Source organism: Pseudomonas extremorientalis (assembly GCF_024584605.1).
GTDB classification, from domain to species: domain Bacteria; phylum Pseudomonadota; class Gammaproteobacteria; order Pseudomonadales; family Pseudomonadaceae; genus Aquipseudomonas; species Aquipseudomonas extremorientalis.
Genome location: NZ_CP089519.1, coordinates 5952724 through 5966559, shown reverse-complemented (window position 1 = coordinate 5966559; position 13836 = coordinate 5952724). Strand labels below are relative to the sequence as shown.

The 13836-nt window shown below is 63.2% G+C and carries 11 protein-coding genes; 6 read left to right on the top strand and 5 right to left on the bottom strand.

Features of this window, described 5'->3' with window-relative positions:
* Positions 1-13: 13 nt before the first annotated feature.
* From pyrR to gshB, 5 genes are all read right to left on the bottom strand, one after another.
* A complete protein-coding gene (gene pyrR, locus LUU92_RS27105; protein ID WP_058426562.1) occupies positions 14-520 on the bottom strand; it encodes a bifunctional pyr operon transcriptional regulator/uracil phosphoribosyltransferase PyrR in 507 nt (168 codons plus the stop codon).
* Between the two features lie 73 nt (positions 521-593).
* Entirely contained in the window at positions 594-1031 is a 438-nt protein-coding gene (gene ruvX / locus LUU92_RS27100) for a Holliday junction resolvase RuvX (RefSeq protein ID WP_003195067.1), read from the bottom strand.
* Positions 1031-1600: a YqgE/AlgH family protein gene (locus LUU92_RS27095; protein WP_222540585.1), complete on the bottom strand. Its 570-nt coding sequence runs from the start codon at positions 1598-1600 to the stop codon at positions 1031-1033. Before LUU92_RS27095 ends, ruvX begins: the two co-directional genes overlap by 1 nt.
* 67 nt (positions 1601-1667) lie before the next feature.
* A complete protein-coding gene (locus LUU92_RS27090) occupies positions 1668-2573 on the bottom strand; it encodes an energy transducer TonB (RefSeq protein WP_058426564.1) in 906 nt (301 codons plus the stop codon).
* Positions 2574-2650: 77 nt separating this feature from the next.
* On the bottom strand, positions 2651-3604 hold the full coding sequence (gshB, locus tag LUU92_RS27085; RefSeq protein ID WP_028618297.1) for a glutathione synthase: 954 nt from the start codon (positions 3602-3604) through the stop codon (positions 2651-2653).
* A gap of 239 nt (positions 3605-3843) precedes the next feature.
* On the opposite strand from gshB, the gene pilG reads away from it, so the two are divergent.
* The 6 genes from pilG to LUU92_RS27055 all read left to right on the top strand — a co-directional run bounded on the left by pilG (position 3844) and on the right by LUU92_RS27055 (position 13668).
* The gene (gene pilG / locus LUU92_RS27080; protein WP_071490365.1) at positions 3844-4251 is read left to right on the top strand and encodes a twitching motility response regulator PilG; all 408 of its coding nucleotides are present in this window, start codon (positions 3844-3846) and stop codon (positions 4249-4251) included.
* Between the two features lie 46 nt (positions 4252-4297).
* Positions 4298-4663 carry a twitching motility response regulator PilH gene (gene pilH, locus LUU92_RS27075; protein ID WP_014720320.1) on the top strand — a complete coding sequence of 122 codons (366 nt, stop codon included), beginning with the start codon at positions 4298-4300 and terminating at the stop codon, positions 4661-4663.
* 12 nt (positions 4664-4675) lie between these two features.
* Positions 4676-5200: a chemotaxis protein CheW gene (locus LUU92_RS27070; RefSeq protein WP_257102889.1), complete on the top strand. Its 525-nt coding sequence runs from the start codon at positions 4676-4678 to the stop codon at positions 5198-5200.
* Complete coding sequence (locus LUU92_RS27065; protein ID WP_071490363.1) at positions 5197-7248, top strand: methyl-accepting chemotaxis protein; 2052 nt, start codon at positions 5197-5199, stop codon at positions 7246-7248. Before LUU92_RS27070 ends, LUU92_RS27065 begins: the two co-directional genes overlap by 4 nt.
* A gap of 167 nt (positions 7249-7415) precedes the next feature.
* Positions 7416-13220, top strand: a complete 5805-nt coding sequence (locus tag LUU92_RS27060; RefSeq protein ID WP_257102888.1) for an Hpt domain-containing protein — start codon at positions 7416-7418, stop codon at positions 13218-13220.
* The gene (locus LUU92_RS27055) at positions 13213-13668 is read left to right on the top strand and encodes a chemotaxis protein CheW (RefSeq protein ID WP_257102887.1); all 456 of its coding nucleotides are present in this window, start codon (positions 13213-13215) and stop codon (positions 13666-13668) included. Before LUU92_RS27060 ends, LUU92_RS27055 begins: the two co-directional genes overlap by 8 nt.
* Positions 13669-13836 lie beyond the last annotated feature (168 nt).

Below are 13836 nucleotides of genomic sequence, written 5' to 3'. Positions count from 1 at the left end.
TTTACAAGGCGGTTTAAAGGGCGAGGTCTTGCAGTTCGAGTACGAGCGGCGTGGGACCGAGCAATTTTACCCGTTGATGGGCTTCTAGCGACAGGGTGGCGCCGACCACATCCGGGCTGATCGGCAATTCGCCGGCGTCCAGGTCCAGCAGGCACACCAGGGTCACGCTGGCCGGGCGGCCATAGTCGAACAGTTCGTTCATGGCGGCACGGATGGTGCGACCGCTCATCAGCACGTCGTCGATCAGCACCAGGTGCTGGCCTTCGATCTCGAAAGGCAGGGCCGACGGACGCACTTGTGGGTGCAGGCCGTTCTGGCTGAAATCGTCGCGGTAAAAGGAGACGTCCAGGGTGCCCAGGGGCGAATCGCTGCCCAGTGCTTCCAACAACGCCTGGGCCACCCACACACCGCCGGTGCGAATACCGATGAAGCGCGGCTCGCTGATGTTGCGGTGTTGCAGATGGGCCGTGAGGCTGGTGGCCATCTGGCTGATCAGTTCGGCGGGGTTCGGCAGGCTCATGCAGGCTCCTTCAGGACCTTGGCGCAGGCAAGGTCCGGGCTCAAACGTAAAAAGACGCGGCAAGCCGCGTCTGTCAGGATTCAAATAAAGCGGTGTTTTCATCCAGCCAACCCTGCAACAGCAGGGCGGCGGCGATGGCGTCTACCGGGTTGTCGCGGTAGCTGCCTTTCTGCCCGCCACGGTCGCGTCGCTCGCCTTTGGCTTCAAAGGTGGTGAGGCGTTCGTCGTGGGTATAGAAGGGCAGGTTGTAGCGGCCATTGAGGCGACGGGCGAATTTTTCGGCACGCAGGCACATGTCGCTGGGGGTGCCGTCCATGTTCAGGGGCAGGCCGACCACGACCGCGTCGGGCTTCCACTCTTTGATGAGGGCTTCAACCTGGTTCCAGTCCGGCACGCCGTTCTGGGCTTTCAAGGTGCACAGCTCACGGGCCTGGCCGGTGATCACCTGGCCTACGGCTACGCCGATCTGTTTGGTGCCGTAGTCAAACCCGAGGATCAGACGCAAAGCCATCAGGCGTGTCCCGCCTGGCTGGTCAGCAGGTTGAGGTTGATCCCCAGCGTCGCCGCAGCTGCGTCCAGGCGCAGTTCACTGGCGGTGTTGAACAGGATGTCGGCGTCGAACGGGCAGGTCAGCCAGGCATTGCTGGCCAGTTCGGCTTCCAATTGGCCGGCTTCCCACCCCGCGTAACCGAGGGTGATCACGCTTTGCTCAGGCCCCACGCCGTCGGCGATGGCGAACAACACGTCCTGGGAAGTGGACAGCGATACGCCGTCCAGATCGACCGTGGCCTGGAACTTCGGCCCGGTCGGGTGCAGCACAAACCCACGATCAGTCTGCACCGGCCCGCCGATGTAAATCGGCACGCCCTGGCACCGGGCCGGCGGGTCAAGCTCGGGGCGCAGTTGCTCAAGGATATCCGCCAGGTTCAGCTCTTGCGGGCGGTTGACCACCAACCCCATGGCACCATTGGCCGTGTGCTCGACGATGTAGGTCAAGGTCTGCGCAAAGTTCGGGTCGGCCATATGGGGCATGGCGATCAGGAATTGATGCTTGAGGTAGGTCGGGCTGACGTTTTTCATGTTCGATAGTGTGGCGGTGGAGGGGCGAACTGACAAGCTGGTGATGTGCCACAGCTGGTAATTGTCATCAATTGCTCGACAGCCGATCGCCCTTGGCAAACTTCCAGGTGCGGATGATTTCCAGGCGGTCGACGTCGTTCAAATCGCCGCTGAACGGCGCAAAGGGCGCGGCCAGGCGCACGATGCGCTGGGCGGCCTGGTCCAGCAACGGCTGGCCGGACGACTCGAGCACCTGCACTTCATAGAGCGTGCCGTCGCGGTTGATTGACACCAATAGTCGCAAATTTCCGTAAATCTGCTGGCGTCGGGCTTCCTCCGGGTAATTGAGGTTACCGATACGCTCGACCTTCTTGCGCCACTCGTCTTTGTACCAGGCGCCTTTGTCGCGCATGGTCGATGCGGCGTTCAGCCGATAGATGCGCGGGCGCTTGGCGTACAGCTGCTGTTCGTTGGCCAGTTCGGCTTCGAGGCTGGAAATTTCGTCGGACAGGGTCGAACTGTCGAAAGTCGGTGCCGGTTTTACAGGCTCGGGCGTGGGTTCGGTCTTGGTTTTTTCGCGCTGGGCCGGGGCTTTCTGCGGTTTGGGTGCGATGGTGGTCACGGCGGGCTTGGGCGCTGCCTGCTTGACCTCCGGCTTGGGCGCCGGTGGTGGGGTGACTTTGTTGACCTTGTTGTCCTGGAACGGCGCCACTTCGGTGGTCTTCGGCACGGCTTTCTTGTCGAGGGTGCCGCTGCCTTGCTGGTTGTCCTGGGCGAGAAAGTCAGCCTTCTCGGGCTTCTTTTCGCTCTTGAACGTGGCGAGGGTGATTTCCAGGGTCTGGGTGATTTGCTTGGGTTCGACCATGGTGAAACCCACGCCGAGGATCAGGGCCAAGTGAATCAACGCTGCCAGGAACAGGGTAAATCCGAGCCGATCAGCCGGGCGCACGCCGCTGTGGGAGAGTTCGGGGGGTAGCTCGGACGGGAGTGTCATGACAAAAAAACCAACATCGCGCGTTTCACAGGTGGGGCATGATAGCGCAATGTTGGTGCGTGTCCGGCTGTTCTATATCACTTGGCTTGCAGCTTGCGCTCAATGGCGGCCATCAACATTTCGCCGATGTTCGTGCCAAATGCGTTGTCGATCTCGCGAATGCAGGTGGGGCTGGTAACGTTGATTTCGGTGAGGTTCTCGCCGATGACGTCCAGTCCCACGAACAGCAGGCCTTTTTCGCGCAGGGTCGGGCCAACCTGGGCGGCAATCCAGCGGTCCTTGTCCGATAGAGGGCGGGCTTCGCCACGACCACCGGCCGCCAGGTTGCCACGGGTCTCGCCGGCGGCCGGGATGCGCGCCAGGCAGTAGTCCACCGGCTCGCCGTCAATCATCAGGATGCGTTTGTCGCCGTCCTTGATCGCCGGCAGGTAGGCCTGGCCCATGATCTGCTGGGTGCCCAGGGCGGTCAGGGTTTCCAGGATCACCGACAGGTTCGGGTCGCCGGCGCGGTGGCGGAAGATCGAGGTGCCACCCATGCCGTCCAGCGGCTTGAGGATCACATCGCCATGCTTGGCAGCGAACTCGCGCAGCACATCGGCGCGGCGGCTGACCACGGTCGGTGGTGTGCACTGTGGGAACAGGGTGGCGAACAGCTTTTCGTTGCAGTCGCGCAGGCTCTGCGGCTTGTTGACGATCAGCACGCCGGCGCGCTCGGCCTGCTCCAGCAGGTAGGTGGAGTAGACGAATTCCATGTCGAACGGCGGGTCCTTGCGCATCAGGATCACGTCCAGGTCGCTCAGCGGGCTGTCGATTTCGTCTTGCAGCTCGAACCACTTCTCAGGGTTGGCAAACACCTGCAGCGGGCGCATGCGTGCGCGGGCCTCGCCGTCACCCTGGTAAAGATCGCGCTGCTCCATATAGAACAAGGTCCAGCCGCGGGCCTGGGCGGCCAGGAGCATGGCCAGCGAGCTGTCCTTTTTATAGGAAATGCTGGCGATAGGGTCCATGACAATGCCGACGCGAACGCTCATGGGGGATTTCCTCTAGCAAATTAGGGCGCATAAAAGTGGCGTCAGAGTGGCGCTGCGGCTGTTGTGGGTCAAGGAAAAACCACCTGGCCGGTTGCTCGATAGATTGCGCCCGGAGACTGTGCTAAAAAGACTGCCACGGCGCAGCAGCCCTTGAATTCCAAGGCTTGCGGCGCTCATCCTGTGCAACATCAGGCAGTACACACCGAAAACCGATTCGCTGTGGCGATGGCAGAGCAGATATGGAACAGCATTCCAACGCCTTGAGAGTGATGGTGATCGACGATTCGAAGACGATCCGCCGCACCGCCGAGACCTTGTTGAAGAACACGGGGTGCGATGTCATCACGGCCATCGACGGTTTCGATGCCCTGGCCCGGATTGTGGATCATCACCCGCACATTATTTTTGTCGACATCATGATGCCGCGCCTGGATGGCTATCAGACCTGCGCGCTGGTGAAGAACAACCCGGCGTTCAAGTCGATCCCGGTGATCATGCTGTCGTCCAAGGACGGCTTGTTCGACAAGGCCAAGGGGCGCATCGTGGGTGTCGATCAGTTTTTGACCAAGCCTTTCAGCAAGGAAGAACTGCTGGGCGCGATCAAGGCCTACGTGCCAGGGTTCGCCGTAGTAGAACAAGCACACTGACGCCGCCTCACAAGGGCCGGCGTCCACCTATGTAGTGGGGAAAACCATGGCACGTGTTCTGATCGTCGACGATTCGCCGACCGAAATGTACAAACTGACCGGCATGCTGGAAAAGCACGGCCACCAGGTCCTCAAGGCTGAAAACGGTGCGGATGGCGTGGCCCTGGCCCGCCAGGAAAAACCCGACGCCGTCCTGATGGACATCGTGATGCCGGGCCTCAATGGCTTCCAGGCCACCCGCCAGCTGTCCAAGGAGCCGGAAACCAACGGCATCCCGATCATCATCATCACCACCAAGGACCAGGAAACCGACAAGATCTGGGGCGCACGCCAGGGCGCCAAGGACTACCTGACCAAGCCGGTGGATGAAGAAACCCTGATCGCCACCCTGAACAAGGTGCTGGCCGGCTGACGGTTCGCCATCATGACCGAGTCGCAAACCGCCTTTGAGCTGCTGCTGGACATCGACCGCCGCTGTCGCCTGTTGGCCGCCGACCTGCCGTCCCAGGAAACCCGCCTGCAACGCTGGAGCGGGATCGGCTTTCGCCTGGGGCAGCACTGGTACGTGGCGCCCATGGGCGAAGTTGCCGAAGTCCTGCATGAACCGCGCTGCACGCTGATGCCCGGGGTCAAGGCCTGGGTCAAGGGTGTGGCTAACCTGCGTGGGCGCTTGTTGCCGGTGATGGATCTGGGCGGGTTCCTCGGCCTTGAGCTGTCCAAGGCACGCAAACAGCGGCGCGTACTGGTGGTGGAATTCAACGATTTGTTTGTCGGGCTGCTGGTGGACGAGGTGGTGGGAATGCAGCATTTCGCACAAGACGCACTGCTGGCGAGTGCCGCCCCCGGCGCGCCGTTTATCCAGGGACGTTTCGAGGGCCCCCCGCAGTGGCAGGTCTTCAGCCCCTTCGCCCTGGCCCAGGCTCCAGGCTTCATGGATGTTGCCGCATGACCACCGTTACCCCGCCAAAACCCCAGGCCGCGTCGCGCAGTCGTTCCCAGATCATTGTGCTGTTCATTGCACTGATCGTGTTCATCATGTTGCTGTTTGCCAACTTTGCGTACCTCAACACCCAGTCCACCTATGACAAGCAGTACATTGGCCACGCCGGTGAGTTGCGCGTGCTGTCCCAGCGCATTGCCAAGAACGCCACCGAAGCCGCCGCCGGCAAGGCTGCTGCGTTCAAGTTGCTGGGCGATGCGCGCAACGACTTCGCCCAGCGCTGGGGCTACCTGAAAAAAGGTGATCCGGAAACCGGCCTGCCGGCTGCGCCCAGTGCGGTACGCGCCGAAATGCGTGCGGTGCAGACCGACTGGGAAGCGCTGCTGAAAAACACCGACGCGATTCTCGCCAGTGAGCAGACCGTGCTGTCCTTGCACCAGGTCGCGGCGACCCTGGCGGAAACCGTTCCGCAGTTGCAGGTGGAGTCGGAAAAGGTCGTCGACATCCTCCTGCAACGCGGTGCCCCGGCCAGCCAGGTCGCCCTGGCCCAGCGCCAGTCGTTGCTGGCCGAGCGGATCCTGGGGGCGGTGAACACCGTACTGGCCGGCGACGAAACCGCCGTGCAGGCCGCCGACGCCTTTGGCCGCGATGCCAACCGTTTCGGCCAGGTGCTCAACGGCATGCTCCAGGGCAACCCCGGCCTGCGCATCACCCAGGTCGAAGACCGCGATGCCCGCGCGCGGCTGGCGGAAATCGCCGAGCTGTTCGAGTTTGTCTCCGGCTCGGTGGATGAAATTCTCGAAACCTCGCCGCAACTGTTCCAGGTGCGCGCTTCGGCGAGCAACATCTTCAACCTGTCACAAACCCTGCTCGATGAAGCCTCGCACCTGGCCACCGGTTTCGAAAACCTGGCCAGTGGCCGCAGTTTCGACACCATCGGCGGCTATGTACTGGGTCTGCTGGCGCTGACCTCGATCATCCTGATCGGCCTGGTGATGGTGCGCGAGACCAACCGCCAACTGCATGAAACCGCCGAGAAGAACGAGCGCAACCAGAACGCGATCATGCGCCTGCTGGATGAAATCGAAGACCTGGCCGACGGCGACCTCACCGTGACGGCCTCGGTGACCGAAGACTTCACCGGCACCATCGCCGACTCCATCAACTATTCCGTCGACCAGCTGCGCGACCTGGTTGCCACCATCAACCTCACCGCCGGGCAAGTCGCCGGTGCGGTGCAGGACACCCAGGCCACTGCCATGCACCTGGCCCAGGCCTCGGAGCACCAGGCCCAGCAGATCGCCGAAGCGTCCACGGCGATCAACCAGATGGCCCAGTCCATCGACCAGGTGTCAGCCAACGCCGCCGAATCGTCGGCGGTGGCGGAGCGCTCGGTGGAAATTGCCAACAAGGGCAACGAGGTGGTGCACAACACCATCCACGGCATGGACAACATTCGCGAACAGATCCAGGACACCGCCAAGCGCATCAAGCGCCTGGGCGAGTCGTCCCAGGAAATTGGCGATATCGTCAGCCTGATCGACGATATTGCCGAGCAGACCAACATCCTCGCCCTCAACGCAGCGATCCAGGCGAGCATGGCCGGGGACGCCGGGCGCGGCTTTGCAGTGGTGGCCGATGAAGTGCAACGCCTGGCCGAGCGTTCGTCGGCGGCGACGCGGCAGATTGAAACCCTGGTGCGGGCGATCCAGGCCGACACCAACGAAGCGGTCATTTCCATGGAGCAGACCACCACCGAAGTGGTGCGCGGCGCACGGTTGGCCCAGGATGCCGGGGTGGCGCTGGAAGAGATCGAAGGCGTGTCGAAAACCCTCGCAGCTTTGATCCAGAGCATCTCCAACGCGGCGCAGCAGCAGACGAGTTCGGCGGGGCAGATCTCCCTGACCATGAACGTGATCCAGCAGATCACCACCCAGACCTCTTCGGGCTCCACGGCCACCGCGGAAAGCATCGGCAACCTGGCGAAAATGGCCAGCCAGCTGCGCCGGTCGGTGTCGGGGTTCACCTTGCCAGCGGCTAAACAGGCTGATGATTGAAATGCAGTACACATGTGGGAGGGGGCTTGCCCCCGATAGCAGTGGGTCAGTCACCCAATCTTTGACTGATGCACCGCCATCGGAGGCAAGCCCCCTCCCACATGTGATCTCTATCTGTCTTGATATCTCGCACCACCAGCAACCCATGAATTCCAAGCGGAGCAGTTATGGTTGATCGGCACGACTACGTGGCCCTCGAATGGGTCAAGGGCGACATTGCCGAAACCCTGAAACAGGCCCGTTCGGCGCTCGATGCGTACGTCGAAACCTCAGACGGCGATGCCATCGGCGAGTGCCTGGCGTGTGTCCATCAAGTGCATGGCGCGCTGCAAATGGTCGAGTTCTATGGCGCAGCCCTGCTGGCCGAGGAAATCGAAGAGCTGGCGCAGGCCCTGCAAGCCGACCGCGTGAGCCAGCGCGACGAAAGCATCCGCCTGCTGCAACAGGCCCTCAACCAATTGCCGCTGTACCTGGACCGTGTGCACAGCGCCCGCCGCGACTTGCCGCTGGTGGTGTTGCCATTGCTCAATGACCTGCGCAGCGCGCGTGGTGAAAGCCTGCTGTCGGAGACCAGCCTGTTCAGTCCGCAACTGCTGAGCATCGCGCCGCTGCCTGATGAGGCCCTGGCCCAACGTGCCGTGCCCGACCTGAAAGAACAACTGCGCCAGTGGCACCAACTGCTGCAACAGGCCTTGGCCGGGTTGCTGCGCGAAGACCATGGCCCCAGCAACCTGGAAGACATGGCGCGGGTGTTCGCGCGCCTCGAAGCCTTGTGCCAGGGCGCGCCGTTGTTGCCATTGTGGCAAGTCACCTCGGCGCTGGTCGAAGGCATGCTCACCGGCGTGATCGCCAACAGTCCGGCGCTGCGCAGCCTGCTCAAGGCCAGCGACAGACAGCTCAAGCGCCTGCTGGCCCAGGGCATCGTCGGGATCAATCAGGCAGCGCCGGATGAACTGCTCAAAAGCCTGTTGTTTTACGTCGCCAAGGTCACTCGGCCGACGCCGCGCATGCAAAGCCTCAAGGAACGCTACGGCCTGGATGAGGCCTTGCCCGACAGCGCGGTGGTCGACGCCGAGCGCGCGCGCCTGGCCGGGCCGGACCGCAACGCCATGGGCTCGGTGCTGGGCGCGTTGTGCGAAGAGCTGGTGCGGGTCAAGGAGCGCCTCGACTTGTTCGTACGCAGCGACCGCCAGCACACCAGCGACCTGGATGCGCTGCTCGCACCACTGCGGCAGATCGCCGACACCCTGGCGGTGCTGGGTTTCGGCCAGCCGCGCAAGGTCATCATCGATCAACTCGCCGTGGTACTGAGCCTGGCCCAAGGCCAGCGCGAGCCTAACGACGCCGTGCTGATGGACGTCGCCGGCGCCTTGCTCTACGTCGAAGCCACACTGGCCGGCATGGTCGGCACCGTCGAGCCGGAAAGCCGCGAAGAAAGCCGCCTGCCCACCACCGATCTGACCCAGATCCACCAATTGGTGATCCGCGAATCCTGCCAGTGCCTCAAGCAAGCCAAGGAACTGGTGATCGACTGCATTGAAGCCGACTGGGACCGCCAGCGCCTGGAGTCCCTGCCCGAGCTGCTGAGCCAGGTGCGTGGCGCCCTGGCGATGATCCCTTTGCCCCGTGCGGCGAGCCTGATGCGCGGGTGCACGGATTACGTCGACGAACAGTTGATGGGCAGCGATGCGCCACCGTCCGAGATGCAATTGGCGCATTTCGCCGACGTGATCAGCAGCCTGGAGTATTACCTCGAGCGCATGCTCCAGGACCCCGATGCCGCAGGTGAGCGCGTGCTGGAGTTGGCCACTCAAGGCTTGGCGGCGCTGGGTTACCTGCCCGTCGAGAAACCCTGGCGCCAGGCGTTGGTTGCACCGGATGGCACACTGCCGGCCGAGCTTGCGCCGAGCCAATCGCAGTACGACGCCCTGGCCAGTCCGACGTCGCGCCTCAACCCGCCGGCCCTGCAACGCCCCGGCAGCCTGTTGCCGCCGCCCGCCGACGAGGAGCCCATCGACGACGAACTGCGCGAAGTCTTCCTCGAAGAGACCGACGAAGTCCTCGAGGTGCTGCACCGTCATCTGCCCAACAGCGCGGACAAAACCGCCCAGGGCGAAATGCGCCGCGCTTTCCACACCCTCAAGGGCAGCGGCCGCATGGTGCGCGCCCTGGTCTTGGCCGAGCTGGCCTGGGCCGTGGAAAACCTGCTCAACCGTGTGCTGGAGCGCAGCGTGGTGCTCGGCCCCGAGGTGCAACAGGTGCTGGATGAAGTGGTGGACCTGTTGCCGGAATTGATTGCTGACTTTGCGATCGACGACCAGCGCCAACGTGATGAAGTCGACGCCCTGGCCGCCCGCGCGCACGCCTTGGCCAGCGGTACACAAGTAGCGACTGCCGAAGCCCATGACCCGATGTTGCTGGAGATCTTCCGCAACGAGGCCCAGAGCCACCTGGACAGCCTCAACCACTTCCTGCAACAGGCCGCCGAGCATGTGCCGCTGCAAGTCAGCGATGAGCTGCAACGCGCCCTGCACACCCTCAAGGGCAGCGCCTACATGGCCGGCGTGCTGCCTATCGCCGAACTGGCGCGCCCGCTGGACCACCTGACCCGCGAGTACAAGGCCCACCGCCTGCCGCTGGACCTGGATGAAGTGGAGTTGCTGCTGGAAGCCGAAGGCCTGTTCCAGCGTGGGCTGCGCGACCTGGACAGTGATCCCTTGGCGCCGATCAACGGTGCAGAGGGCCTGATCAAGCGCACCCAAAGCCTGTTGGATCAGCAGCTTGAAGCGCTGCTCGACGTGCGCATCAAGCGCGATCCGCAGCTGATCGCCAACTTTCTGGCCCAAGGCATGGACATCCTGCTTGACGCCGAAAGCCTGCTGCGCCGCTGGCAGCAGCACCCCGGCGAGCGCCAGGAGCTGACTGCGCTGCTGGATGAACTGACCACCCTGGGCGAGGGAGCGCATGTTGCGGATCTGCACGCCATCGACGAACTCTGTGAAGCCCTTCTCGACCTCTATGGCGCGGTGGAGGAGAGCAGCCTGGCGGTGAGCGAGCGGTTTTTCCACGAGGCCGAGCAGGCCCATGAAGCGCTGATCAGCATGCTCGACCAACTGGCCGCCGGCCAGGAAATCAGCCCGGCGCCGGCCCGTGTCGAGGCCTTGCGCGAGCTGCTCGATGAAGCCCTCGACCCGTCCGCCACCGGCTTGATCAAACGCGATGGCAGTCAAGTGCTGAGCATTGCCGAACTGGGCGCCGCTACCCAGCAGTTGGATCACGAAATCACGATGGACGACGAGATCGTCGAGATCTTTCTCGAAGAAGCCGTGGACATCCTCGACAGCGCCGGCCAGTCGCTCAAGCGCTGGTTGCTGGAACCTGACAACGCCGCGCCTTTGTCGTCGTTGCAGCGCGACCTGCACACCCTCAAGGGCGGTGCACGCATGGCCGAGATCGGCCCGATTGGCGACCTGGCCCATGAGTTGGAATGCCTGTACGAGGGGTTGGTGGACCGTCGCTACAGTTACTCCACCGAGCTCTCCCAGGTGCTGATGGCCAGCCATGAGCATCTGGCCTTGCAGCTTGAAGAGCTCCAGCATCACCAACCCTTGAGTGACAACGCCGAGTTGATCGCCAAGGTGCGGGCGTTGCGCCAAGGCAACGCGCCTGCCGCATCGGCCGCTGCGCCAGCAGCGTCGGGCGCCGACCCGGAATTGCTGGATATCTTCCTCGAAGAGGCGGCCGACATTCTCGACAGTTCCAGTGCGGCGCTGTCGCGCTGGCAGGCCGAGCCCGGCAACCGCCAGGAAGTGGAAACCCTGTTGCGCGACCTGCACACCCTCAAGGGCGGCGCGCGCATGGTCGAGATCACCCCCATTGGCGACCTGGCTCACGAACTGGAATTCCTCTACGAAGGCCTGTCTGCCGGCTTGCTCGCGCCATCGCCTGAGCTGTTCGCGTTGCTGCAGGGCTGCCACGACCGCCTGGCGCAGATGATCGATGCCGTGGCGGACGGCTTGCCGGTCGGCTCGGTGGCCAAGCTCATCGAGCGCATCAAAAGCCTGGTGCACCCAAACCAGGAGCCGGTGACGCCGGTAGCGTTGCCCGCAGGCAAGGCGGAGGCCGTGGTGGACCCGGCTGCCGACATGGTGAAGATCTCCGCCGAGCTGCTGGATGATCTGGTCAATCTGGCCGGTGAAACGTCGATTTTCCGCGGCCGTATCGAGCAGCAGGTCAACGACGCACGCATTGTCCTCACGGAAGTGGAAACCACTCTCTCACGCATGCGCGACCAACTGCGTCGTCTCGACACCGAAACCCAGGGCCGCATCCTCAGCCGCCAGCAGGCCGAGGCCGAGCGTCTGGGCTACGAAGAATTCGACCCGCTGGAGATGGACCGCCATTCGCAGTTGCAGCAACTGTCCCGTGCGCTGTCCGAATCGGCCTCCGACCTGCTCGACCTCAAGGACACCCTTGAACGCCGCAACGAGGACGCCCATGGCCTGTTGCAACAACAGGCACGCATCAATACCGAATTGCAGGAAGGCCTGATGCGCACGCGCATGGTGCCGTTCGAACGCATGCTGCCACGCCTCAAGCGCATCGTTCGGCAGGTGGCGGGCGAGTTGGGCAAGGACGTGGAATTCATCGTCGGCAACGCCGAAGGCGAGATGGACCGCAATGTGCTGGAACGCATGGCGGCGCCCCTGGAACATATGTTGCGCAATGCCGTCGACCACGGCCTGGAGTCCCGCGATGCGCGACTGCTGGCCGGCAAGCCGGAGAAAGGCCGCATCACCCTGGACCTGACCCACGAAGGCGGCGATATCGTCTTCGACATGCGCGACGACGGCGCCGGCGTGCCGCTGGAAGCCGTGCGACGCAAGGCGATCAAGCGTGGCCTGCTCGGGGCGCATCAAGAGATGAGCGATCGCGACGTGTTGCAGTTCATCCTGCAGCCGGGGTTCTCCACGGCCGAAAAGATCACGCAGATTTCCGGGCGCGGCGTGGGCATGGACGTGGTGCATGAAGAGGTTCGCCAGCTCGGCGGCTCGATGGTCATTGACTCGACCCCGGGCGAGGGTGTGCATTTCCGCATTCGTTTGCCGTTCACCGTGTCGGTCAACCGTGCACTCATGGTGCAGTGCGCGGACGATCAATACGCGATCCCGCTCAACACCATCGAGGGCCTGGTGCGGGTGCTGCCCCATGAACTGGCCGGGCATTACCAGCAAGACCCGCCGTATTATGAATACGCCGGCCAGCGTTACGAACTGTTCTACCTGGGCGACCTGCTGCACACCGTCAGCCGCCCCAAACTGCTGGGCCAGTATCAACCGGTGCCGGTACTGCTGGTGCAGTGCAATGAACGGCACGTGGCCATCCATGTGGACGCCATGGCCGGCACGCGGGAGATTGTGGTCAAGGGCCTGGGGCCGCAGTTTGCCGGTGTGCAGGGCTTGTCCGGCGCGACAATCCTGGGCGATGGTCGCGTGGTGCTGATCATTGACCTGCTGGCGCATATCCGTGCGCGGCAACCCGCGCTGCCGGCCCAGCCGGTCGACGCGCCACTGATCCTCAACGACCCGCTGAAAAAGCGCCCGTTGCTGGTGCTGGTGGTGGACGACTCGGTTACCGTGCGCAAAGTCACCAGCCGCCTGCTGGAGCGCAACGGCATGAACGTGCTCACCGCGAAAGACGGCATCGACGCGCTGGCAGTGCTGGAAGAACATACACCGGACCTGATGCTGCTCGACATCGAAATGCCGCGCATGGACGGCTTCGAAGTCGCCACCCAAGTGCGCAACGACCCCCGGCTGATGCGCCTGCCGATCATCATGATCACCTCGCGCACCGGCCAGAAACACCGCGACCGCGCCATGGCCATCGGCGTCAACGACTATCTGGGCAAGCCGTACCAGGAATCGGTGCTGCTCGAAAGCATCGCCTACTGGAGCAAGTCCCATGCTTGACCACCGCACCAGCCAACTCACTGGCCTGCTGCTGCCCCTGGCCGATCGCCACCTGGTGCTGCCCAACGTCGCCATCGCCGAGCTGATCGACTTCCAGCGCGGCGAACCGGCCAGCGATGCACCGCCGTGGTACCTGCGGCAAGTGACCTGGCGCGACCGGCAGATCCCGCTGATCAGCTTTGAAGCGGTGTGCGGCGAAGCGAGCGTGATCGGCGAACGCTCGCGCATCGTGGTGTTGAATGCATTGGGTGGGCGGCCGACGTTGAAGTTTATTGCGCTGGTGATCCAGGGGATTCCACGGTCGTACAAGCTCGACAGTGAGTTGAGTTATGTGGACGTGCCGCTGTGCCCGCTGGAACTGGCGGCGGTGCAGGTGGGCGAACATGTGGCTAAGGTGCCGGATTTGCTTGGGCTGGAGGCACTGCTGGTAGAGTCCGGCCTGGCCTGAGCCCTCATTCTCAATCCCAGTGAATATCAAAATGTGGGAGGGGGCTTGCCCCCGATGGCTGACTGTCAGTTGATACTTCTATACCTGACCCACCGCAATCGGGGGCAAGCTCTGTCTTACATTTGATCCTCTGTGTTTGACAGGCCGTCGCGACCCAAACCGCCCAAA

Coding starts and splice junctions, on each gene's coding strand:
- pyrR (WP_058426562.1), bottom strand. CDS start 520: ATGAGCCTGCCGAACCCCGCCGAACTGATCAGCCAGATGGCCACCAGC.
- ruvX (WP_003195067.1), bottom strand. CDS start 1,031: ATGGCTTTGCGTCTGATCCTCGGGTTTGACTACGGCACCAAACAGATC.
- LUU92_RS27095 (WP_222540585.1), bottom strand. CDS start 1,600: ATGAAAAACGTCAGCCCGACCTACCTCAAGCATCAATTCCTGATCGCC.
- LUU92_RS27090 (WP_058426564.1), bottom strand. CDS start 2,573: ATGACACTCCCGTCCGAGCTACCCCCCGAACTCTCCCACAGCGGCGTG.
- gshB (WP_028618297.1), bottom strand. CDS start 3,604: ATGAGCGTTCGCGTCGGCATTGTCATGGACCCTATCGCCAGCATTTCC.
- pilG (WP_071490365.1), top strand. CDS start 3,844: ATGGAACAGCATTCCAACGCCTTGAGAGTGATGGTGATCGACGATTCG.
- pilH (WP_014720320.1), top strand. CDS start 4,298: ATGGCACGTGTTCTGATCGTCGACGATTCGCCGACCGAAATGTACAAA.
- LUU92_RS27070 (WP_257102889.1), top strand. CDS start 4,676: ATGACCGAGTCGCAAACCGCCTTTGAGCTGCTGCTGGACATCGACCGC.
- LUU92_RS27065 (WP_071490363.1), top strand. CDS start 5,197: ATGACCACCGTTACCCCGCCAAAACCCCAGGCCGCGTCGCGCAGTCGT.
- LUU92_RS27060 (WP_257102888.1), top strand. CDS start 7,416: ATGGTTGATCGGCACGACTACGTGGCCCTCGAATGGGTCAAGGGCGAC.
- LUU92_RS27055 (WP_257102887.1), top strand. CDS start 13,213: ATGCTTGACCACCGCACCAGCCAACTCACTGGCCTGCTGCTGCCCCTG.